The organism is Mesonia maritima (assembly GCF_042433895.1).
In the GTDB taxonomy this organism is placed as follows: Bacteria; Bacteroidota; Bacteroidia; order Flavobacteriales; family Flavobacteriaceae; genus Mesonia; species Mesonia maritima.
The window spans coordinates 941,896-966,352 of the sequence record NZ_JBHLUA010000012.1 but is presented as its reverse complement, the minus strand read 5'-3'; the positions used below and the strand labels follow the sequence as shown (position 1 = coordinate 966,352).

18 protein-coding genes are annotated in these 24,457 nt (G+C 31.5%); 8 read left to right on the top strand and 10 right to left on the bottom strand.

From position 1 onward, the window contains the following. Positions 1-108 precede the first annotated feature (108 nt). Both ACFFGL_RS11240 and ACFFGL_RS11235 read left to right on the top strand, forming a co-directional pair. Positions 109-2,253, top strand: coding sequence for a catalase (locus ACFFGL_RS11240; RefSeq protein ID WP_309729495.1), 2,145 nt, complete (start codon positions 109-111; stop codon positions 2,251-2,253). A 78-nt stretch (positions 2,254-2,331) separates the two neighbouring features. Continuing rightward, positions 2,332-3,405 (top strand): AI-2E family transporter, encoded by a 1,074-nt coding sequence (locus tag ACFFGL_RS11235; RefSeq protein ID WP_309729492.1) that lies wholly within the window; start codon positions 2,332-2,334, stop codon positions 3,403-3,405. Here ACFFGL_RS11235 and ACFFGL_RS11230 read toward each other — a convergent pair whose 3' ends face one another. Then, positions 3,406-4,011, bottom strand: coding sequence for an FMN-binding negative transcriptional regulator (locus ACFFGL_RS11230; RefSeq protein ID WP_309729489.1), 606 nt, complete (start codon positions 4,009-4,011; stop codon positions 3,406-3,408). 54 nt (positions 4,012-4,065) lie between these two features. Here ACFFGL_RS11230 and ACFFGL_RS11225 point away from each other — a divergent pair, with 54 nt between their 5' ends. From ACFFGL_RS11225 to ACFFGL_RS11215, 3 genes are all read left to right on the top strand, one after another. Next, positions 4,066-4,494: a hypothetical protein gene (locus ACFFGL_RS11225; protein ID WP_309729487.1), complete on the top strand. Its 429-nt coding sequence runs from the start codon at positions 4,066-4,068 to the stop codon at positions 4,492-4,494. Positions 4,495-4,555: 61 nt separating this feature from the next. Beyond that, the gene (locus ACFFGL_RS11220) at positions 4,556-5,080 is read left to right on the top strand and encodes a DUF421 domain-containing protein (RefSeq protein WP_309729486.1); all 525 of its coding nucleotides are present in this window, start codon (positions 4,556-4,558) and stop codon (positions 5,078-5,080) included. A 61-nt stretch (positions 5,081-5,141) separates the two neighbouring features. Then, a complete protein-coding gene (locus ACFFGL_RS11215) occupies positions 5,142-5,693 on the top strand; it encodes a hypothetical protein (RefSeq protein WP_309729484.1) in 552 nt (183 codons plus the stop codon). A gap of 1 nt (position 5,694) precedes the next feature. On the opposite strand, the gene ACFFGL_RS11210 is transcribed toward ACFFGL_RS11215, so the two are convergent. From ACFFGL_RS11210 to gntA, 4 genes are all read right to left on the bottom strand, one after another. Beyond that, the gene (locus tag ACFFGL_RS11210; protein WP_374708761.1) at positions 5,695-5,940 is read right to left on the bottom strand and encodes a helix-turn-helix domain-containing protein; all 246 of its coding nucleotides are present in this window, start codon (positions 5,938-5,940) and stop codon (positions 5,695-5,697) included. A gap of 4 nt (positions 5,941-5,944) precedes the next feature. Then, on the bottom strand, positions 5,945-6,703 hold the full coding sequence (locus ACFFGL_RS11205) for a hypothetical protein (protein ID WP_309729482.1): 759 nt from the start codon (positions 6,701-6,703) through the stop codon (positions 5,945-5,947). A gap of 127 nt (positions 6,704-6,830) precedes the next feature. After that, on the bottom strand, positions 6,831-7,427 hold the full coding sequence (locus ACFFGL_RS11200) for an urea carboxylase-associated family protein (protein WP_309729480.1): 597 nt from the start codon (positions 7,425-7,427) through the stop codon (positions 6,831-6,833). 10 nt (positions 7,428-7,437) lie between these two features. Next, complete coding sequence (gene gntA, locus ACFFGL_RS11195; protein WP_309729477.1) at positions 7,438-8,079, bottom strand: guanitoxin biosynthesis heme-dependent pre-guanitoxin N-hydroxylase GntA; 642 nt, start codon at positions 8,077-8,079, stop codon at positions 7,438-7,440. A 225-nt stretch (positions 8,080-8,304) separates the two neighbouring features. On the opposite strand from gntA, the gene ACFFGL_RS11190 reads away from it, so the two are divergent. Beyond that, positions 8,305-9,156, top strand: a complete 852-nt coding sequence (locus ACFFGL_RS11190) for an SDR family oxidoreductase (protein ID WP_309729475.1) — start codon at positions 8,305-8,307, stop codon at positions 9,154-9,156. Between the two features lie 86 nt (positions 9,157-9,242). Here ACFFGL_RS11190 and ACFFGL_RS11185 read toward each other — a convergent pair whose 3' ends face one another. Then, positions 9,243-13,733 carry an excinuclease ABC subunit UvrA gene (locus tag ACFFGL_RS11185; RefSeq protein ID WP_309729473.1) on the bottom strand — a complete coding sequence of 1,497 codons (4,491 nt, stop codon included), beginning with the start codon at positions 13,731-13,733 and terminating at the stop codon, positions 9,243-9,245. 389 nt (positions 13,734-14,122) lie between these two features. Between ACFFGL_RS11185 and ACFFGL_RS11180 the strand changes: the two genes are divergently transcribed. Beyond that, positions 14,123-15,358, top strand: coding sequence for a tyrosine-type recombinase/integrase (locus ACFFGL_RS11180; protein WP_309729471.1), 1,236 nt, complete (start codon positions 14,123-14,125; stop codon positions 15,356-15,358). Positions 15,359-15,975: 617 nt separating this feature from the next. Here the strand turns inward: ACFFGL_RS11180 and ACFFGL_RS11175 are convergent. From ACFFGL_RS11175 to ACFFGL_RS11160, 4 genes are all read right to left on the bottom strand, one after another. Next, entirely contained in the window at positions 15,976-20,619 is a 4,644-nt protein-coding gene (locus tag ACFFGL_RS11175) for a hypothetical protein (protein ID WP_309729469.1), read from the bottom strand. 138 nt (positions 20,620-20,757) lie between these two features. Then, positions 20,758-21,345, bottom strand: a complete 588-nt coding sequence (locus tag ACFFGL_RS11170; RefSeq protein WP_309729799.1) for an HNH endonuclease signature motif containing protein — start codon at positions 21,343-21,345, stop codon at positions 20,758-20,760. Positions 21,346-21,406: 61 nt separating this feature from the next. Continuing rightward, the gene (locus tag ACFFGL_RS11165; protein ID WP_309729467.1) at positions 21,407-22,246 is read right to left on the bottom strand and encodes a nucleotidyl transferase AbiEii/AbiGii toxin family protein; all 840 of its coding nucleotides are present in this window, start codon (positions 22,244-22,246) and stop codon (positions 21,407-21,409) included. Beyond that, positions 22,221-23,216, bottom strand: a complete 996-nt coding sequence (locus ACFFGL_RS11160; RefSeq protein WP_309729466.1) for a type IV toxin-antitoxin system AbiEi family antitoxin — start codon at positions 23,214-23,216, stop codon at positions 22,221-22,223. The genes ACFFGL_RS11165 and ACFFGL_RS11160 overlap by 26 nt, the downstream gene beginning before the upstream one ends. Positions 23,217-23,588: 372 nt before the next feature. Here ACFFGL_RS11160 and ACFFGL_RS11155 point away from each other — a divergent pair, with 372 nt between their 5' ends. Continuing rightward, positions 23,589-24,314 carry a toxin-antitoxin system YwqK family antitoxin gene (locus ACFFGL_RS11155; RefSeq protein WP_309729464.1) on the top strand — a complete coding sequence of 242 codons (726 nt, stop codon included), beginning with the start codon at positions 23,589-23,591 and terminating at the stop codon, positions 24,312-24,314. The last annotated feature ends 143 nt before the right edge of the window (positions 24,315-24,457 follow it).

Here is a 24,457-nt window from a genome sequence, read left to right as displayed (position 1 = left end):
TTTCTAGGCTATACTTTAACTTATTTCAAACTTTTTGTTGGGATAGTTTTAGCAACCCTTTACATACATTGTATCGTTGTTAACCTACAACTCAAAAACTACTAAACTATGAAGGATTCAAAAAAAACAAACAAGAATCTTTCCTCTTCTAAAGATGAAAATCTTGAAAATTTTAGAGAAGAAGGAAAAGATAAAACCATGACCACCAACCAAGGCGTAAAGGTAAACGATACCAATAATTCGCTGAAAGCCGGAGAACGTGGCGGAACTTTATTAGAAGATTTTATACTTCGCGAAAAAATAACCCATTTTGATCACGAACGCATTCCGGAAAGAATTGTTCACGCACGAGGAAGCGGAGCGCACGGTTATTTTGAATTATACAAAAGTCAAGAAAAATATACCAAAGCCGGAATTTTTACCGATACCAAACGAAAAACACCGGTTTTCGTACGTTTTTCCACGGTAGCCGGAAATAAAGGTTCAGCCGATTTAGCACGTGATGTAAGAGGTTTTTCCACAAAATTTTATACGGAAGAAGGAATTTTCGATTTGGTAGGAAACAACATGCCGATTTTCTTCATTCAAGATGCCATGAAATTTCCCGATCTAATTCACGCTGTAAAACCGGAACCCGATCGCGATATTCCGCAGGCAGCTTCTGCACACGATACATTTTACGATTTCGTTTCGCATACTACTGAAACCTTGCACAACCATATTTGGGCGATGAGCGACCGGGCGATTCCTAGAAGTTTAAGAATGATGGAAGGGTTTGGAATTCACACCTTTCGATTAATTAACAAAGAAGGAAAATCGCATTTTGTAAAATTCCATTGGAAACCTTTATTAGGGGTTCATTCCGTAACGTGGGATGAAGCTGTGAAAATTCATGGAGCCGATGCTGATTTTCATCGACGTGATTTATGGGATGCTATTGAAGCCGGCCACTATCCTGAATGGGAATTAGGTTTTCAAATTGTACCAGAAGAAGATGAGCACAAATTCGATTTTGATTTGCTTGATCCTACAAAATTAATTCCGGAGGAAATGGTTCCGGTGCAACGCGTAGGAAAAATGACCTTGAATAGAAATCCCGATAATTTCTTTGCAGAAACGGAGCAAGTCGCTTTTCATCCCGGACATTTAGTGCCCGGTTTAGATTTCACCAATGATCCATTATTACAAGGACGTTTATTTTCTTACACCGATACGCAACTATCGCGTTTAGGAAGTCCTAATTTTGCTGAAATTCCTATTAATCGTCCGGTTAATGAAGTGCATAATAACCAACGTGATGCGCATATGCGTATGACGATTAACAAAGGAAAAACAGCTTATTTCCCAAATTCAATTGGTGGTGGTTGTCCGCATTTAGCGAAAATGGCTGAAGGCGGTTTTACTTCATATGAAGAACGAATCGATGCGAAGAAAATTCGCGAACGCAGTGAAAGTTTCAGCGATCACTATAGCCAACCGGCTTTATTTTACCGCAGTTTAGAAGAGTGGGAAAAAAATCACGTTGCAAATGCCTATACTTTTGAACTTGGAAAATGTACTTATGAGCATATTCAAAAAAGAATGCTCTACGTTATTTCTCAAATTGATAAAGAATTGGCTAAAAAAGTAGCTCAAGGATTAGGAATGGAAATTCCTTCGGAAATAGAAGAACCGGTGAATCAAGCTATTGGAGCCGATGCCGATGTGAAAAAACACCAACCGGGAAAAAAGAAAAACTATTTAGAAAAATCGGAAGCTTTAAGTCAGACTTACTTAAAAAGCGATAGTATCGTGAGTCGAAAAATAGCGATTCTTGTAGGCGATGGATTTGACGGCGAAGGGATGACCAAAATGAAAAAAGCACTCGAAGAAAAAGGAGCTGTTCCACAATTAGTGGCAACGCATGGTGGAACCGTGAAGTGTGATAAAGATAAAGAGCACAAAGTCGATGCGGCTATTCTTACTACTGAAAGTGTTTTGTTTGATGCTATTTTTGTGCCAGGAGGTGAAAAAAGTATAAAAGCACTTTTAGAAGAAGCGAAAGCCAAAAAATTCATTAACGAAGCTTTAAAACATTGTAAAGCAATCGCAGTAAATGACGAAGGTGAGAAATTATTAAATGCCACTTACGGTAAAGAATTTAAAGACGACAAAACCGTTTTTATTAATAAAGAACCTAATAAATTTATTGCCGGAATTGCGAAACATAGAAATTGGGAACGCGAAGAAAAAGCGAAAAAAATTCCTGCTTAAACAATTTCTTTGATACCTTTAAACAGAAGCTATGGTTTTCATAGCTTCTGTTTTTTATACTAAAAACATCACTATACTATGGAAAACAAACTGCTTTATCGGAATATTTTTATCGCTGCTGCTCTTATTTTAGGAACTTACTTTCTAATTCTGGGACTGGTAAAAGCGCAAGCATTTTTAGCTCCCCTTGTAATTGCGGTAGTGCTGAGTTTAGTGATTTATCCGCTTTGTAAAAAAATTGAAAAAGGTATTCCAAAACCTTTAGCCTGTTTACTTTCATCACTTATCTTATTTATTTTATCGCTGGGAGTGCTATTTATTGTTTTTTATCAAATTCAAGGGTTTGTAAAAGAGTGGCCTTCCATTAAAGAGAATATGACTCCAAAAATTGAAAACCTTAAAAATTTTATAGTTCAGAATACGCCGGTTTCTTCAGAAGATATTGAGAGTCAAAGTATAGATAAATTAGGTTCTAAAATTAGTAAACCGGGAAGTAAGGCTTTGGTTTTTTTATCGGGAACAAGTTCATTTTTAGCGAATTATTTTTTAGTTTTCATTTACGTTTTTTTTATCCTTAGATACAGACAGCGGTTTTTAAAATTTCTGATAAAACTATTTCCCAAAAAACATAAAAATGAAATTGAAAAGACTTCAGGGCAACTTACCGAGGTTGTTTCTCAATATTTGGTCGGGAAATTATTATTAATGGGCGCACTCACCATTTCTTACAGTATAGGTTTAGGAATTTCGGGCGTAGAGAATTTTATATTAATTAGTATTATCGCGGCTTTACTCACGTTAATTCCGTATGTCGGAAATATGGTCGGGTTTGGACTCGCGTTTATTTTCGGTTATTTGGTTTCCGGCGAAATTGGTGTGCTTATTGGCGTAATTATTACCTTCACCGTTTCTCAATTTTTGGAAAGTTATGTGTTGCAGCCTTATGTAATTGGCGAACGTGTAAATCTGCATCCGTTTTTAGTAATTTTAATGGTGATTTTTTGGGGTTCAATTTGGGGAATTTCAGGAATGATTCTAGCTGTTCCGCTAACGGCGATTTTCACTACTATAATGTTACATATTCCGAAGTTAAAAATAATCGGGCAATTATTTCAGAATGAACCCATTGATAAAAAGGAAAGTTCAGAATAATTATTTTTTTGAATTTTCTTTCTGAATAGCTGATGCCAGATCTTCATTAGAATTTTTCAGTTTTTCAGTCACATTTTGAATATCTGTTGATGAAAAATTTTGGTGGTATTTCGCGATGGCTTCAATTTTAGTAGGTTTCAGCCAAAAACCGGTAATATCCTGAAAATTTTTCCTGATAGTTTCCTTTGGAATATCATCATACAAAAGTGGCTTTTCCATGTCCTTTTCAAAATGTTGAATAAGATTTCGCAAGGAAAGTTCCAATTCTTCTGAAGTTTGAATTTTAACCGTCGCGTGCAAATGAACGGCAGAATAATCCCACGTGCTAATATCTTTTTCTTCATACCAAGAAGATGAAACATAACCCTGAGAACCTTGAAATATTAAAAATACTTCGGTGCCGTTTTTCATAAATTTCAACATTTCATTATGATTTGCAATATGACCGTAAAGCAATAATTCTTCTGAATCTGCTGAAATTAACACCGGAATATGCGTGGCTAAAAACTCTTTTTCTTTCACGATTAAGGTGGCAAAAGGATGATTTTTTATAAAATCTTTTTGATAGTTTTTATCGGTTTTTCGGTATCTTAAAGGTTTATACATTTCCTTTTTTTACGGAAGATAAAGCTAATTTTTAAATCTAAAAATCTATCGACAATGATGTTATTTTTTTCGAGCATTACAGCGACAATCGTAATGACGTTTTTTAGCTATTTTTATTCTGAAGTAAAAAATGAAAAGTTTAAAGAACCGCAATTAATTAATATATTGATTAATCGACTTCCGAATTTTTCGACTGCTATTGGGAAACATCATATTTTAGGATGGTTATTACATTTTTTAATCGGTTTTATTTTCACAGCTTTATTTTTCTTAATCTGGAAATATATTTCTATTTCGTGGTTAAGCGGAATTGTATTAGGATTTTTTGCTGGCTTACTCGGTGTTTTAGGATGGCGTATTGCATTTTCTGTTCACCCGAACCCTCCCGAAATTCAGTTTTCAAAATTTTACATTCAGCTTATAGTTGCGCATATTTTATTTGGTTTAAGTTGCGTTGCTTTTCTTAAAATTTTTCAACCTTAACAATTTCAAGATCTTTTTCAACTAAAACCACTACTATTTTTCAACCTTAAAACTAATTACCATGATTCAAAAATTATTTTCTATTTCAAACGAAACATTTTTATTTATTATTTTCTGTTCGGTAGGCATTTATTTCGGTATTATTCTATTCACCAAAATAGCCGGAAAACGAAGTTTTTCGAAAATGTCTAGTTTCGACTTTGCGATGACTGTTGCAATTGGCTCCCTTTTTGCCAGCGTGATTCTATCTTCAACCATTAATCTAACCGAAGGACTTTTAGGCTTGGCGATGTTGTATATTTTACAAATGCTCATTGCCATATTGCGACGTTTTAAAATTGTACAATCCGTTGTGGACAACAACCCTTTACTACTGATGGACGGCGAAAAAATATTAGATGATAATCTACGAAAAGCACGCGTAGCAGAATCTGATTTACGCGCAAAATTAAGAGAAGCGAACGTGATTGAATTAAGCGAAATTAAAGCGGTTATTTTTGAAACGACCGGCGATATTTCTGTACTTCACACCGCAGATAACAGTAAAAAAGTAAATGATTTTTTATTAAAAGATGTGAAAAAATAATGCCTTGTTTTTTCATTTGTGTTCATATTTTTTTTCATTCGGTTAAACTTAGTCAAGAATTATGAAGTCATTTGTGAGCAAAAAGATGGATAAATTCAGTAGAAACTCTTTAATTGGTGGAATTGTCGCTACCGTTATTACTTCTACAGGAATGATTTTAATGGGACACATTTCTGGTTTAGAAGCGAAAGATTTAATTATTTCTTCGCTCCCACGATTGAATACTTTTTTTAATACGGTAGTACTTGCTTCGGCAACTATTTTAACGCTATTGCTTACGATTACAAATATTAGTCACGGTTCAAAATCTACGTTAAAAAAGACATACTATATTCGAATTCTAAAAATAGCAAAGTTAGACGCTACGGTTTTTATTGTAAGTGTGATTACGTTTTTGCTGATGAACAATCCGCTTACGGAAGCTGAAAGTATTAACACCAGTTATTATAGCTATCTTTATTATGTTTGGTCTTCGATTTCGAGTATTGTTTGCGGTGCGATTGTAGCGGTAATTATTATGCTTTATTATACCATTACTACGCTAATTTCTATTGTTGGCTTGAATAAAGAAGATCATCCGCTACTTCATAATGAAGAACCGGAAGAAGCTTAAACTACTTAGAACTTAAATACGTGCTGGGAGCGATTTTGTATTTTTCTTTAAATATTTTTGAAAAATAACTGCGGCTGGATAAACCGATTTCATAGACGATTTCACTGATATTTTTTTCACCCTCATCCAGCAATTTTAAAGCAAGTTCTAAACGTTTGCTTTTAATATATTCATTAATGGTGTGCTGATGTTTTAGCTGAAAACCTTGCTGTAATTTTTGTTTGCTTAAACCGAATTTTTTAGAAATTTCATCAATCGTTTCGGTTCATTAAATGCTGATCGATGTAATTCTCTACATCATTTACAATTTCAAACTCACTTTTTCGAAGAATACGTTGCTGATTATTTTCTTTTAAATCGTCTTCATATTGCGTGAGCATTAATGAAAGTGCTTCTAACGCTTTTGCGCCTAAAAAATTGACGCGAACTAAATTATCTTTATCAAACTCTTCAATTTCTTTAATCACTTGCGCCAAATGCAAGGTGTAATTGCTTTCATAAAAAACTTCTCGCACGCCTTCAACATCGGCGAAAAGTTTATAAAAATAATACGGAATATCTTCTAATTTATAATTAATGTGTTCTCGAAAAGCTTTCCGGTCGATTTCTACCACTTGAAAATTAAAATATTCATCTATCGGAAATTTATAAATATGACCGAAATGATAATACGAAGAAATAATCGCGCTTTGGTATTGCTGAATTTTTCTGCGCTCACCATCTGGTTTTATAGAGTGAATGAGACTTCCTTCTAAACAATAAAAGAACTTTAACGGATGTACTTTTTTGCTTGTAAAATTAAAAACGATTTGCTTATTGAATTTTCCTTTAAATTGAAGTAAACCCACACCATTCGGAAAATTTATTCCCTGTATAAATCCTTCGCCTAACGATTTTGGAAGTTCTAATTTATATTCAAAAAGATTTTCGGTTAAAGAAGTTTTAAATTGTGCTGCTAATTCATTTAAAATATCTTTTACAAAAATTCCTTTAATGTTAAAAACCTCCATATTTACAAGTATTTTATTAGCCTAAAATTACATAGAAACTCATTCCTTAATTCCTTATAAAAAGTTAAGGTTTACTTTTTAAACTATTAAATACTTAATGCTACAAAGAAAAATATGCTTTTAGAATTTATTTTTCTGAAGGTGAAATACTATAATGAATGGGCTTAAAACTTCCGTTATTACTATCTTCAGCAGAACAAGCGGTTAAACCAACTACCAAATCCATTTGCGCTTGAAAACTAACATAATCACCAGCTTTACTGGTTGGCGCTTCTACACTCAATTTTCCATTTTCAAAAAATTGAACGTTCATAAAAATATTAAACGCCGTAGGAATATCGTCGGGTTGAATTCCAAAAGGACTCAGATTTCGGATAAGATTTTCAAAACAACTTGGGTGATAATTTTGGTTATCGTACATAATCTGGAAAGTTTCGGGACTACAAGGCGCCAGCAAAAAATCGTTTCTGCCGTTGGTATCTTCTAAGATTTTCATCATTTTTTGGCTTCTATTACTCCACAAAAAATTTCCTTTGGAAATGAGCAAATTTTCTTCAAAATCGAGGGTTTTGCCGGAAGATATTTTCTCTCTTAAATCTTTTGCGTTAAACAAAACCATATCGCTAACTTGTTCTCCTTCCGGATCAATTACTTTTAAGATATCGCCTTTTTTCAGCTTAAAAGCTGCACCACTTTGAATTTCAATTTTATGTATTTTATTCATCTGTAATTTTTTAATGAAATGGACATTTCCAATTCTCTCCAACTTTTCTTCCGCTATATTGATTTGCTTCACTTTTAGCACCAAAATCTTCTAACATCGGGTTAATTGAACCTTGCAATTCTTCGTCCCGTTCTCTTATTTTTTCTTTTACTTTATCATAAACGCCCATTTCGCGTAATTTTTCAAATTGCCAATGTAAGTTAAAAACTAACGTTGCATACGGACTTTTACGCGCCATTCGACTGCTATTTGGGTGTAAACCTACAATATAAAAAGCACTTCCATGAATACTGAAACTAAAGTTGTTATCTTCTGGATTTGGGCTAACAGCGGGATCCCAAGCTTCGGTATCAATAGTTGCAATTAGTTGTAATTGTTGCCATAATTTGGTTTCAAATTGTTTTTCGGTGAGTTTCTTCTCTAATGGAAATGTGGCGATAAAACTGTAAAAATCGTTCGAATCGTAATCGTATTCAGCAATATATTTCTGCAAATCTTTTAAGAGAACTTCGGCTGTAACCGCGCTTCCTAAAGATTTATATTCTTTTAAAACTGCTTTATCCATCTTAAAAACAGTTTGCGCCATAATGCACGGATGGTTTTTCTTCAGAATAAATTCGTTATACTTTTCTTTTACCTCAGAATTATGCATAGCTTTTTTTTGTAAAGCTCTTTCTTTTCCATTAGTAACCCTGCCGGATTAACAAGTATGATTAACGCAATCACACTATTAATGTTAAAAAATATATAATATTAAAATTGAAGACTGTAAAATTTTCGATTGCGTTAAAAAAAGTTTGAATTGAATCACTTTTTAACTTCTTATTATCACTTAAATAAGTAGTGCATTTTTATCTTAGAAATAAAAAATATTGCTATGAAAAAAGAAAAAAATATTCCAGAACAACATCAAGATTCTCAGCCCGGTAACGAAGAAAAAATGCATCCTAAACCTGAGTATATTAGAAAAAATTACAAAGGAAGTGGAAAACTAAAAGGAAAGGTAGCGCTTATCACTGGTGGCGATAGCGGAATAGGAAGAAGTGTTGCGGTTCATTTTGCTAAAGAAGGCGCTAACGTCGCTATTGTTTATTTAGACGAAGATAAAGATGCGCAGATTACAAAAGATTTAATTGAAAAGGAAAATAGCGAATGTCTTTTGTTGAAGTTTGATATTACAGAAAAGAAAAAATGTAAACATATTATTGACGCCACGGTAGATCATTTTGGCGGTTTAAATATTGTGGTGAATAATGCAGCAATGCAATTTCCACAAGATAAGGTTGAAGATATTTCTGAAGGGCAACTCGAAAAAACATTTAAAACCAATATTTATTCTATGTTTTATCTTGTGCAAGAAGCCATTCCTCATTTAAAAGAAAATGATGTTATTATAAATACAGGATCGGTTACTGCTTATCTCGGAAATAAACTTTTATTAGATTATTCCAGCACAAAAGGAGCAATCATCTCGTTTACCAGAACATTATCGCAAATTCTGATTGAAAAAGGTATTCGTGTAAATGCCGTTGCTCCAGGACCAATTTGGACGCCACTTATTCCTTCTAGTTTTGATTCTGTTGAAGACTTCGGAAAAGATACACCCATGAAAAGACCTGGTCAACCTTCAGAATTAGGACCAGCTTATGTTTTTCTCGCTTCGGAAGATAGCAGTTATATGACCGGACAAGTATTGCACATTAACGGCGGGAAATTGGTAGGCGGTTAATTTTGTTACACTTTTTTCTCAGGAGTTTAGGAGGTTAGATAAAATTTACAGATAGTTTTTGTAACGGATAATACGTTGAGAACTATTTACTTTAACACCATCCCGACTCCTATTTCTTCCAATAAATAAAGATTATGATCAATTACTAAAACATCATTTTTTTTACTGATTTTCTGAAGAATATTTAGTAACAAATCAATATCGGCATAATGTAATCCTGTGCTTGGTTCATCTAAAATGTAGAGTTGATTTTCTCGTGTTTTCTGAAGCCAATTCAACAATAATAAACGTTGTTTTTCTCCTGAAGAAAGCGAAGTTACCGGTTGATCTAAGCCTAAATTTCCTAAGCCAATTTCCGCTAACTGCTGAAGAAAATTTTCTATGGAAGATTTTAGGGTAAAATTTTGCAACCAATCTCCTAATTCTGAAACACTAAAGGCAAGTACTTCTGCGATGTTTCTTTCTTCTACTTTATAACTTAACACTTCTTGTTGATAGCGTGTTCCTTGACAAACCTCACAAACCTCAACGGAATTTGCCGCCACATCTAAACTGGTTTCTACAAAACCTTTTCCTTTACAGTTTGGGCATTGACTTCCCTTTGTTTTATAAGAAAAATAGCGCGCAGGTTTATTTGTTTTATTTGTAAAAATTTTGGTTACTACTTTCAGTAAATCCAAATAAGCAACTAATAACGTATTGTTATGAACGCGCAACTTTTGTGGTTCAAAATAATCGACTCCTTCATAAATTGAAGCAAATTCAATTTCTTTACAATTTACTGGAATTCCCCTTTCAATACTGGGCATTAAAATATCTTTCACCAAGGTTGTTTTCCCAACTCCTGATTTCCCGGTAATGGCAGTAATTCCTCCTACCGGAATTTTCAAGCTATTTTTCACCAAACTATGCTTAGCGATTTTCTGAAGCTTAATGTGCTTTTTGCCAGATTTTAATTTTAGCTCTTTAGCTCCTCTTTTCAAAAACGGATGACAATAGTTTGTTTTCAAATAATCCTTTGGGTTGCCTTGAAAAATTAATTCACCTCCTAACTTTCCGGCTTTTGGTCCGATTTCTACTAATTTATCGGCGGCTAGCATAATATCTTTATGATGTTCGATCACAATTACCGTATTTCCTTTGGCAACCAATTCGTTTAAAAGCTGAATTAAATCAGGAATATTATCTTGTGATAATCCGGCAGAAGGTTCATCTAACAAATACGTTACACCTTGCAGCGGACTATTGAGTTGTTTTATTAAGTCTACTCGTTGTTGTTCGCCACCACTTAAGGTTATCGATTTTCGATTTAATGGTAAGTAATCGATATGCAATTGCTCCGCACGTTGAAGCGTGGTTTTTAAATGAGCTTCAATTCTATTCAACAACTCTTGATCAACTTTTGCTAAGGTTGAAGCTTTCTTTAAAAATTCAGCAAAACTTTTAAAATTCATCTCTTTTAAATCGTGAATAGATTTTCCACCGATATGGATCTGTAAACGTTCTGGTTGTAATCCGCTTCCTTTACAATGGCTACAGATTTGTGAAGAAAGCAAGGCTTGCAAAGCTTTAATATGTTTATTTTTTCGCGTTTTTAGGTATTCTTCACGCAGATAAGAAAAGAGACCTTTCCATTCCATTTTTAGCGCTTGCGTGCCGGTTCTTGTTTTGGTTTTAAACTCCCAAACTGTTTCCCAAGTTTTATCTTTAATTCCGTTGAAAATAATTTCTTTTTGCGCTTGTGTTAACTCCTGAAAAGTAGTTTTCAAATTAAAATTATACTGTTTTCCGACTTCTTTTAAAATAGCTATATACTGACTATCGGGATTTCCATAATATGCCAAGGCTTTATTATGCGTAAAAAGTCCTTCTGCTATACTTTTATCTTCATTTAGCACCAGTTTTTTAGGATCTGGCAATTGTTCTTCTCCCAAACCATCACAAATTATACATTTTCCTAATTCGTGCTGATTAGAAAAATGACTTGCCGTCCAATCTTTTCCTTCGAATTGTGCTTTTCTTGAAAAGGCAAACCGCAAGCTTTTATCAATATCAGTCTGCTTAGCAATATCTGAACGAAAGGTAAAATTCTTTTTTTTTCGACTAACGCAAATACTTGGTGTAAGTCCTTCAATATGTTCTACTTCTAATTGAAAATTTACCCCTACGCGCGATTGCTGGTAACTTGAAAATTGCTTGGTCATTTCTTGCAACCCAAAGCCGTGCAAAGTATCGATTACCAAAGACGATTTCCCAGAACCGGAAATGCCTGTAACTACCGTTAATCTTTGTTTAAGAAACTCTACATCTAAATTCTTTAAAGAATGTGTTCGTGCGCCACTAACAGTAATTACATCTTGGCTTTGCGCTTCAGGGAGTTCGGGGGTGGCATTTTTTTTCTCTGCAATATTATCAATCCAAACATCGGATTCGTTTTGAAATAATTTGTGATTTTCAAAACAAATAATTGCTGCGGTTTTTGTTTTTAATTGATGTAAAGCTGTTAATAATTGCTTTACATTTTGTTGATGCAAGCCAATACTCGGTTCCTCTAAAATTAAAACCGTTTTTTTATCAGATTTTGTAAAATGCTTGGTAAGTTTAATGCGTTGTGCTTCGCCACCCGATAAGGTATTGGAAGCTTGACCAAGTTTAAGATACCCTAAACCTAATTGTTGCATTAAGGATAAAATTACTGCTAATTTTTTCTCTTCAGAAAAGAATAAATAAGCTTCAGAAATACTTAGCTCATAAATTTCAGCAATATTTTTTTTGTTCCACGTTACTTTTAAAACGTCCTTCTGAAAACGCTTTCCCTGACAATGCGGACAAGTTTGATTAATTGTTCCCATCATACTCATCGACAATGTAATTACACCTGCACCTTCACAACGCGGACATCTTCCGCTTTTATTATTAAATGAAAAAGCACTTTTTGTAAGTTTTGCAGTTTTCGCATCTGGCGTTTTTGCTAATAAATCCCGTATTTTATCAGCCAAACCCGTATAAGTTGCAGGGTTACTTCGCGGGGTTTTCCCAATGGGTTGATCATTTACGTAATGTAATTGAAAATCATTTTGATCTTTAAAACGTTGGAGTTCTTTAATGGCGGCATCCGTTTTTTTACTTACCACACTTAAACCCTGAACTTTAAATTGAAACTGATCTGACTTTCGGGAAGTAGCTTTTTTTTCAGAAATAGACTCTTCCTCCTTCAAAGCGATTCGAGTAGGTGTTTTTAGATCTTGAGTAGTTAAAAATTCTGCTACTTTTCCATTAAAAAGCAGTTCTCCGCCTTCTATTCCGGCTCCCGGACCTAACTCTACAATCCAATCAGCTGATCGAATAAAGTCTAAATCATGTTCTACTACCATCACCGTATTTCCACGCTTAATCAACCGTCTTAAAATATGGAGCAAATGCTTTTGATAATTGGTTGATAAACCAATGGAAGGTTCGTCAAATACATATAAAATTCCTTGTAAACTACTATTGACTTGCTTAATGAGTTTAATACGCTGCGCATCACCTGAAGAAATATTGCCACTTGGGGTACTTAATTGGTAATGTTCCATTCCTAACTTAATTAAATCAAACAGTTGGGTGCAAATTTTATCAACTAAAACTGCTTCACCTTCGGTAAGATTCAGGTTTTTTAGTCGGTGGTAGAGCTTAGCTAGCGAAAGTTCCATCCATTCTTGAAATTTCAATCCTTTCCATGTAAAATCTAAATGTTCAGCTTTAATTCTGGCTCCGTTACATTTTTTACAGGTTCGAGAACTTACAAAGCGTAAAATACTTTTATTTCTGTCGAGCCGCAGGATATTTTCCATAATTGGCATAATTCCTTTATAATATCCTTCTTCCCTAGGTTTTGCTTTTAAGCCTTGCCAACGCAAGCGAGATTCTATACTGTGTTTTCCATAAAAGACTTGAACGCGTTTACTTCCATATAGAATTACATTTTTTTGTTCTTCGTTTAATTCTTTCCATGGAACATCTATACTAAACCCGTGTGCTTTGCAAACTTTATTTAATTCTTCTACGGTGACCTGCGAATAGACAATATACCCTTTCGGTAAGGTTGTTACAATAACGCCTTCACGAAGCGTTTTATCTTCATTACCGATGAGTTTTTCTAAATCGATATATTCTTCTTCTCCGATTCCGCGACATTGCTCGCAAGCGCCTTTAGGATGATTGAAGGAAAATAAAGATTTGCTCATTTTTTCTTTTCCTGAGTAACGAGCGAATAAAATGCGAAAAACTGAGGTTAGTTCTGATAAGGTTCCAAACGTGGCTTTTATAGACTGAAAGCGTTTGGATTGTTCTACCTTAACGACAGGGGGTAATCCTGAAATATGATCTACTTCGGCAGTTGGAATCGCAATACTATTTTGCTGATGATACGCCGGTAAACTTTCCAAAAAATAACGATAACCTTCATTTGCAATTACATCCATTGCCAATGATGATTTTCCAGATCCAGATAATCCGGTAATCACAATAAGTTGATTTTCGGGTAAGCTTAAGGATATATTTTTTAAATTATTTTGGCAAGCATTTTGAAGACGCATAAAGTGATTTACTTTTCATTGGGAAAGAGCAAAGGTAAAGATAATAATAGCGCTGTAATGGAATAAGGAATCTACACTTGCCGCACAAACAAAAAAAGCCTCTCCTTCTTACAGGAAAAGCTCTTCACCGGTTTAACCTACTTAAACCTTATGCCAAGCTTAACTTGACACACAACACAACTTCGTAAAAAAAGCCTCAATTTAACAATTGAAGCTTTTTTATATTGCGGTCTGGACGAGACTTTTTTGTTTAAATATTATTTTACAATAACACACATAAACAGCCATTTTAAGGGCGTTTATCAGTTATTTAATTTGTTATTTTACCATAATTTAAGTTATTTATTTTAAATTTGCCGCACGATTGCCGCACGTAAAAAATTCTATCTATGTACAATTTCACATTTAATATTAATAAAAATTCCAAGAAGAAAGGAGCTAAAATTCCTTTAAAAATAAGATATTATGAAAGTAGAGATAAACGTATTCAAATAGATACTGGAATTAAAATAGCACTTCGTCATTGGAGTGATTCAAAAAAAGCTTTAAAAAACACTTCTGAAATAAAAGATAGTTATATTGAATTTGAGAGACAAAATAGATTAGCTCAGAAAATTGTAAATTATTATAAGGAAAATAAGAAGCCTCTTACCTGCACTAAATTCAAATATCATTTTACATCAGAAGATCTTACGGAATTCGATCATGAACAATTAACTTTTTTTGAAGAATTAGATTATTTTATTGAAAATAAGAAAAACAGTGTTGTTCCAGATGTTATCAAAGACTATAAAACCTTAAAAAAGCATTTACTATGTTATGAAAGTTTCGACAATACTATACTTGACTTCGATAGAATAAATTACGCTTTTTATCAAAAGTGGTGTGATTTTTTAGCTTATCACTATGAAAAGAAAAATGGTGAATTAGGTCTAAAAAATAATAGTATAGGTAAGTCAGTGAAAAATTTAAAGGCTTTTTTAAATCATTCAATACGGACAAATAGAATAAAAAAAATTGATTTATCTGGTTTTGTAGCTATACAAGAAGAAGTAGATCATATTTATTTAAACGAAAAAGAAATTCAAATCATATCGGATTTAAGAATTTGCAATGACAAAGAATTAGAAATTGTAAGGGATTTTTTTATAATAGGCTGTTATACAGGCTTAAGATTTTCTGATATTTCACGTATTAAGCCTGAATATATTACAAATGGACTTCTTAGCCTAAGACAAAAGAAAACATCTGGAAAAGTCGTAATCCCTATAAGGAGACCAGCATTAAAAGCATTAGCTAGATACAATTTTTATGCTCCTCAAGTGAATAGTTTAATTTTTAACAAACGAATCAAGCAATTAGGAAAACAAGCTGAAATTAATTCTATGGTTGAATTGGAATATAAAAAAGGGGTTAATAAAGAAGTTAAAATGTATAAGAAGTATGAGCTTATAAGCTCTCATACTTGCCGAAGATCCTTTTGTACTAATACTTATCTAGAGGGTATTGATGTACAGTTAATAATGAAAATATCTGGACATAAAACAGAAAAAGCTTTTATGCGCTATTTGAAAATATCATCTTTAGAAGCAGCCTATAAGCTACAAGATGCATGGGGGATTTAGTAGTCTAATTAATCATAATATTTCAATTCTTGATTATCGGTAGAATTAAACCCTCTCAAATAATAACCTTGCTATATTTCTTTAAGTATCATGTTCACAGTTTTCAGCAGATAATTTCACTAATACTGTTTTACGGATTAAAATGCAACAATTAGCACACTCCTAGTTACCTACTTGTAAGATATTTATTACATCAATGCTGGCTATTTGAAAAAATTTTAAGCAGTTTTTTTATAAGTAATCACACACTCTCTTATTAGATAAGCTTCGCAATACCCTAAATTAATCATCTTGTTTAAAATGTAAACAAAGTCTTCAATCAAACTTTGATTTTCTTTAATTTCTTGTATGTGGTTATTGAAAAGCACTTGAATTAATTTAACCGCATTTGGAGAATCTAAACTTTTGTAGATACTATCATCTTCTTTTAAATTTTTTACTATTAAATTAATTCCTAATGGAAGAAAAACTTTTTCTCCAAAAGTGGAAAAAACTGAAATTATATACGGTAAAGATTTTGCTTTAAAATAATCTACAAATTCATTGTACTGAGTTTTATAATTGATAAAACCTTTCCAATTATCTGATTTTATAGACCAAGATCTTTCATTAACATCTTACAAAAGCTCTTTTACAAAAAAGGAATTCCCTGATTTCTTAACTTTGTTGAAAAGATATTTCCATAATTCCCAAAAATGATTTCTATACCTTTCAACATCATTATCTTCGTTAATTAAATCGTCAAACCTTGTAACGGCTGTATTAAAAATACCTATAATAAGCTCATATAAATCTTTAACACTATGAATATTATTAAAGTCATTATTTAGAATGGGATCGCATAACTTATCTATTAATGATTTACTGAAATTTATGTCATTGAACAAAAGAACCTCATTAAAGTAAAAACGCAAGACAATAAGAACCGTATGATTTGTTTTTCTCGATCTTCTTGAACGAGAATATGAATAGTCATCTTCTAGTTTTAAGTCCTCTAAAATTAATTCAGACATTTTCAAGATGTAATTTTGAAATAATTCACTATTCGTATTTGAGGCTATGAGAAGTAAGGAATTGTTTAAAAAATGTGGTTCGTAAGATTCAAAAGACAAAGAAGAAGTTTTAGGAAAGCTACTTTCAGTTAATATGCTTTCTATAAACTCAAGCTCCTTTTCTTTGTATTTCTTTGTTTCTTGTTGGTTACGATAATGATTGACATTATTTTCGTAATAGAATTTAGCATATTTAATTAGTGCAACAATTAGTTTTTGGGCTTTTTCTGGTAATTCTTTACTAAAAATATTCCTGAAATATTTTTGAAAATCTCTTATTTCATGATCTGCCAAATTACTAATTAGTAAATACATTATAAGCAAGTCAAGTTCTTTCTCATCAACAATCACTTCTTTAAACCTATATAGTAAATGAATAGATTCAATTGTTAATTGTTTTTCTAATACATTGTATCTGTTTAGGTTTCTAAAACTATCTCTATCATTTACTTCTGTGATAATCTGCTCTAGAGTATTGATAATCGTATTTATGCAATATTTTTTCTGAACTTCACTCAATTTTTTGTGATATAATTCTAACCCTAAAACTGACAAAGTTACAGGTGAATCCCACATTGTATTTTCAGTTTCTTCAGAAGAAAAATGTTTAAAAATAGTCTGCCATTCATTAAATGACATTTCAGATTTTTTTTCTTTTACTTGTCTTAACGAATGAGAATATTGTAAAGAAAGACTATCATTTTCATTTTTTTTTGTAAAAGTCTCAACAGCATTATAAATTGGCTCCGGATAGTTAACCTCTAACTGAAAAACTCCTTTTTCTTTATCAACTATTGATGCTTTATATCTTCTTATATCCATTTCGGTAATAGCTTTTTCCCAAAAAATATCGTTACCACAATTTTCATAGAAATCATTAAAGATTGTTAGGAGTTCTTTACTGAGCAAACCACTATTTATTTGATAATGAAGAATAAATTCTCGAAGACCTCTTAAGTATTTTGTTCTATGAGGAAGTCTATTAAACTCTCCTTTTTCTTTCTGAGCAGAAGGTATTCTTTGATCATAAATTGCTGTAGCTGAATGTTCTCTAGTTGCCCTATGTGTGTCCCACTCATAAAACTCTTTAACTCTTAATATTGGTAAAATAGTATTCTCAAATGCTTTTGCATAAGCTATAAATACGCTAGTCAGAACACTAATTATTGCTACTGAATTTGAGTTTTCTAAAAAATAAGTAGTTATTGACTTTAATAGCTTATTTTCAATCACTTCAACCCGAGCGACTTCTAATAAATATTTTTCAAGGCTAATTAAAATAGATTCGAGTAAATAATGAGTTACGGTTGTACCTCTGTACGCATTCCACAGGTGTTCATTTCCATAAATTATATTTTCATTACCATTATTTAATATGATTTTAATTTCCTTTAATTCATCCTTAATACTAAATTCAGAATCTTTATAGGAGGATGTGATGTAATTAGTAAAATCACATATAAAAACAACTGCTTTATTTGGATGATGTTTTAGTAAATTATAAACAAACGTTTTATAAATACCAGACGGAAAAAAATCAAATCTGGTTTTTGTTATACCCCAAGCATCTTCTCTTTCTTTACGTTTAGGAAAAGAAAATCCAAAAGGACCATCATTTTTGGGAGGATTTTTAGGAGGTATATACTTCCAATGTTTGTTTGCAATCTGAACTAATGTATCTGGTAGTTCTTTAATCAAAGAATTGTTTCTAACACCTCCTAAAGCTTTTTCTATAACTAATCTACTAAAACCTTCACGATTTTCATATTTATCAATATTTAAGCTACATTGTTCTAGAAATATTTTCAAATCTTCTTTACAAAAAGGTGCAAAACCAAAAAGCATATAAACAAAGGCTTTCTTTTGATAGTCATTTTTTGATGAATAGCCCCAATGGTCACTCCCATCGTACATTTCATTTACATAATGAAAAACCAATATATTTGCTGCTTCTATCTCTTTAATAGAACAAAGCTTAAATTGGAAAATAAATTTATATTCCCAGTCCAGTAAAAAATTTGAAATAGACTTCCTTATACTTTCTATTTCTGAAATATTTGAAGATAAAAAGCATAACATTTCTTCCCAACAAGAACCTACAGGAAATAAAATGTCTTTAGAGTTTTCTTTGTTAAAACTATATTCCCTACAAGTAGTTCTTATGAGCAGAATGCACCTATTAAGAAACACACAATTGTTCTCCAATAATTTTGAAGAGAAATGTTTAAAAAAAGAACTGCAATCATCCGACCTAAAAACAGCTGTAAGTATTTCATCTGTCCAATATGTAGGAATTAAGTTGTCTTCTAATGTAAAAGAAATTAAGTTTGCTACTGTATCAATATCATTAGTAAGTAATTCTTCAATCCATAATCTAAAAGCTCTTCGTAAAGCTGGTTGATTCCCAAGTTTATTAAATAAATCCGCTTTATTAGAAAGTTTATTTTCAATTGAGGTTATATATTTTACTAACGCCCAATCTTCTAAAATATCGTGAGAAGGGGAAAACTGAAATTTATTACCATTTCTAACTATTATATTATCACTTTCTAAAAGCTCTACCGCTTCATAATCTATTTTTTCATCTTCAGGTTCAAAAAACAATCTCATATTAATTGCTCTGCCTACAGCAATATGCAAAAAAGTAAGGTCTCTTTTTCTTGGAAGACCATTCTTTGTTACAGTTGAATTTTCTATCACTTCATTCCATAGTATCTCTTTAAATTCTGAATAATTAATATCACTCGATATGTTTTCACTTTCTTTTATTGCTGATACTGTAAAATCAAGATATTTAGGACTTCTTAAAACTTCATTTATTTTACTATTTGAAAGGAAATTGGTTAGTTGGGGAAACTCATTTTTTATTAGCCCTATTTCATCATCATTTAAAAGAGGTATATCGACAACATTTATCTTTTCAGAGTCAATACCGAACTTTTGCTTAATTACGTTAACCGCGTAAGACCTACAGGTCATTAAAAGTTTTATACCCTTATTTTCAGAAATAATTGATAACAATTGTTTAAAAGCAGAATCAGGTTGAGCTTCCAATAATTTTTCTGCGCTATCAATTACTATAGTTTTATTTGGAAGTGTTGATATTAAACTAAATAAATCGATTAAATTATGGTGTATTCCAACTTCACTAAATACTTGAGCTAAAGAGGTCTTATTAAGTTGGTCTGCCTTAAAAATTATAGGGACTGTATCAGATAACTCTCCACTTAAAATATCTTTTACAATCGAAGATTTGCCAACACCAGGATAACCTGTAATAATTGAAATATCTGATTGATTTAAAGATTGTATTATTGATTTTTTAACGGTTGACCTATCTATATGAAAGCCTTTTATGGTGTTCCTGAATGGCTTTAAAAGTAGTTCTCCATCTTGGTGTATTTTTTTAAATGAAGAATAGGCATCATTGAATATAGATAAATCAAAATACTTATTTGGTTCAAAGCTCTTTAAATCCACATTTGAAATACTACCTCCATTTCGATTATATGTAGCAACTTCGTTAAGAATCACGCTCCAAATTTCTTTAGAGGTTGCTACTGCATCTTTAGATTTTGATAACTGGATAAGGTTAAGTGTATAAGTTTCATCTGTACTGGCCTCAGCAGTAAAATCATAAGCCAATAAATGAAAGCATTTTAAAAACTGGAATAATTCTTCTTCCGTAACAGATTCTCCTTTTGCTAGTCTTAGGCTTTCTTCAAAGACATCAAGAGCAGCTTTCTTTATTTTTACCCTATTCACTTCAGAGAAAAAATCTGCTGAATTACTCTGTTTAGAAGCTATTTGGCATAAATAAGCTATATGATTTTTATCATTATTAGTCAGACTGGATTTTATGAGAAACATTTTATCATTTTGTTTATCAAAATGACTTGTATTATTAAAATCTTCCCAAAAAGCTTTTATTACCTCTAAAAAGACTTCATTCTTTGATGAGATAGGAATGTTATATTTTATTTGAGAAATTACTCTTTTAGAAATATTATCTTCTTCAATCTTTAAGAACAAATCATCTGTTTGGTATCCTTTATTTTTATTCTGAAATCCGATTTCAATAATTTGACCATTAGGAAATGAAGGGATAATGCCATTAATCATCATTTGTAACAAAAATAATGATTGTACGTAGTTTTCATAGTTAAAACCGCCTCCACCTGTTTGAAATACACTTGCTTCTCCCGCCATTTTTTATTTTTTTAAATTTATAATTAAGCTAGTCCATAATAGGTCAATTTATCATAATCCTCTTTACTGTTCAAAAGAATTTTTGGAGCTTCTATATAGAAATCATTATTAAACCCAAATTTAAAGATAATAGCATATTTATAAAATAGGGAAATTAAATATATCCATTGAATCTGCATAAAGTTCAACTTGGAATTTAAAAGCTCTACTCGTTGGGACTTCAATCTCATTTTCCAGTAATATATTTTCTCTTTTATCAGTTAATGGAAGTTTAATTTTATATTTAATTACAGGTCTTAAAACTTCAGGAGGACCTACTAGGGGCCCAGCTAAACCAACTGGTAATCTTTTTACTCTAATTGCAAAATTAGTAAGTAAAATTGTTTGTTTTGTTTGATTAATAAAGCTAAAATTGAATATTGGAAAGAGTGATTTCGTCCCAACAACTTTAAAAGCATTAGGAACATTCACTATTGATTGCCAACCACAATTTTTTGAATCTACACTAACAGAAATGAATTGAATCTTTTGATTTTTAAACTTTAAGTTTTCCTTTAATTTTTTTACTTTCTCTGTTGTAATATCTCCCTTTGTTATTTTTGAGTGACACGTTGGACATAGCAATAATAGATTGGATTTAATATTATTTGAAGGGTCTTCGTCAATATGATGAATTTCAAAATGACCAACATCCTCATTGGTACAAAATGGACATTTAGAGTTTATTTCTCTTTGAAGCTCTGAACGTACTTTGTTTTTTTGTGGAATATTTTTTCTTTTTTCATCATTAACTCTCTACCAATCCTAATTTAAACTCTTCCAAAATTTGAACAGCATATTCTAACTCCCATTCTTTTTTACTTGCCCACTGTTTTGCAATGGGAGAATTTTTAGGATCTACAACATTATCGTTTAGAGTTTTTAAAATTCTATCACTAATTTCTTTAGAAACATTTAAAAACTGTCTTGCTTTTCTGCCCAAAACTCTTGCTGCTATTTTGAGTTGATCAAAATCATCGTCTTCAGGAAAGGTGTCGTTGTGATGTTCTACTATTTCATCAAAATTCAAGTCAAAATAATATTCGATGATTCTTAAAATATCATATAAGTCACTGTCGCGTTCCTCTGGTCTATCGCTCCAAGCAATTAGTTTTAAAATGACCATTCCTGGTAAGGATGGAATTTGCACTGACTTTTCTTCTATCTGTACCATTTCTGGATTTTGTAATATTTCTTTAAAACCCAACATATGTAAATATGTATGACGCTTATCAAAATTAATTGTGAAACTTTCTTCAATTTCTCCAAATGGAAGTAGATCTATAACTACATTAAATTTTTTATTATACAGCGTCCAAGGCGCTTCTACTTTATTAAACCCATAATTAGCTAACTCATCTACAACTGTTTCGTATTCATTGATGGAAGCTATCATTATAGCAAAGTCAATATCTTTTGTACCTCTATTCGGTTTGATGCCTTCTTTTAGTAGTTCTAATGCTACTGCATTGGCTCCAATTAAATAGTAAGGAACATTTAACTTTATCATCACCTCATCAATAGCATCAAAAATTTCTTTGAAATAGGGGATTGCAAGGTGTTTATAAGTTTGGTTTGATGTGCTCATTAAAAATCAGTTTTGCTGTTTCTATACTTCTTTTATCAGCGTTAATCATTAAATCTGTGTAAACTAATTCCTTTGGTGCAATATTCCCACAATTAGTTGTCCAAAACTTGTCATACACCCAAATATACCCCTCATCATCTGGCAATAATCTATAGTTTATCATTAAATCTTTAGTGGTTTCATTGGTGTACAAAGTAAAATTTTCCGGACGTAGATGATTGGTCATAATATCTCCTGCAGGTTCTCCTCCCCAAACTGTTTTTTCGGTATTTAATTGTAATGCTCTCCAGTCTTGATTTTCATTTTGAAATCTGAAACGCTGCTTGAATATAGTGGGTTTTAATGTTTGCTCAAATTCTGTTATCCATTTGTTTAACAATTCTTGATAATTGTTAATTACATATTCATTTTTATTTACTCTTAAAATGAAATTATTTTCTAACAATCCATTTATAATCAAGGGAATATTACCTAACGCAACATTGGTAATATCTGCAATTTCTCGTTGTGTCTGGTTTAATAATTGCGGATTCAATAAAAAGTGAAATACTACTTTTAATCCTGTTTTTGTAAAAGCTCGATTTCCTTTTTCTTTTTGATTTTTGGCAGTTTTATTAGTATCGATATAAAGAAAAATATCTGCTTTATTAATGTACACATTACCATTACCCTCAAGATAATTTACTTGATTTTCTCGCAGTTCTTTCTTTACTTTTGGATATAATTTTTCCGCTACCAACAAAAAGTTTTCAAACCTATTGTTGTATTCAATTATGTTAAATAATTGGTGATTTTTAACGTCTTTTTTAACCTCAACAATCATTAAAATATTTTGATTGTTTATTATTAAGTCCAACTCTCCATCAATACCCATATCGTTATTGTAATCCATATTTTTCCAGTTCCAAGTTATAGGAATGTCCTTTTCTAAATTATGAATAGCCGTATATAATATTTCTATATTGTTCATCTTTTTCTAACGTTCATTGTTCGTGAACACACTTTTATTATGAACAAATATAAAGAATTATAAATTCTAAAAAAACTTTACTCTACCACCAAAATTAAAAATGAATATATTTTAACAAGACTCTAAAGAGTTGAGCTCTCAAGTTATGAAACTAGAGAATTCACTTATTCATTCCTGTTAGCTATTTTAAAACTTATAACCTTTTATTAGTTTTAATCCAAAATTTTAAAATCAAAAAGAAAGATTAATTTTTTTGAGAAAAAATAAATAATTAAAATTTTCTCTTCTAAAAACTTATTTCTCTTTTGCCATATTAATCAAGTTAAAATTTTTAAAATAATTATATTAGACTTTTAAAACAAAATCCCAGCTATGAAGAATCTAACTTTGTTATTATTTTTTGTCCTTTTACTAACTTCTTTTAGTTCTCCAGAAGTGCAAAGAAAACTTATTCGGCAGAACGGCTACGATATCGAATGTTATGTTGTATTAGAAGAGATAAATAATTTTGATAACAACAAAATGTATTACTGGTTTCGCAACAGCAAAGTCCATAACTCTATGGCTAGAGCTGGAGGATTTGTGCTGCATGGAGAATTTAAAAAATTTTACAGATCTCAACAATTAGCTGAAAATGGATTTTTTGAATATGGTCTAAAAGAAGGAGAATGGAGATCTTGGTATCTTAATGGAAAATTAAAAAGTTATAGTGAATGGTGGGATGGACTAAAACACGGAGAATATGTTGAATACGACTCTTTAGGAAACAAAGTTATAGAAGGACGTTATAAAAGAAATAATAAACACGGGGAATGGATTAATTATTTAAATAAAGACACCCTAAAATATAAAAGAGGGGAAATTAAGATTGAAAAACCTGACAGTTTGAAAAAACCTGGTTTTTTTAAAAGGCTATTCTCTTCCTCTAAAAAAGACTCTCTAAACCCTAAGAATGATACTATTCATAAAAATGGATTTTTCAAAAGATTATTTTCTAAAAAACAACGTAATGAAACTTCCCCAGAAAAAAAACAGGATACTACACAGCATATAAATTTTTTTCAGCGTTTGTTTGGTAATAAAAAATCTTCAAATTAACTACTATTACTAATTAAAATTTAAAACCAATCTTAAAAAAGTAACTAATTAATTATTTTAATATTATAAGAAATACTATTTTTAGCATAATAAAATGCTTTTTTAGGTATATTTCCAAAAGTAAATACACTTAAAAAGGCTAA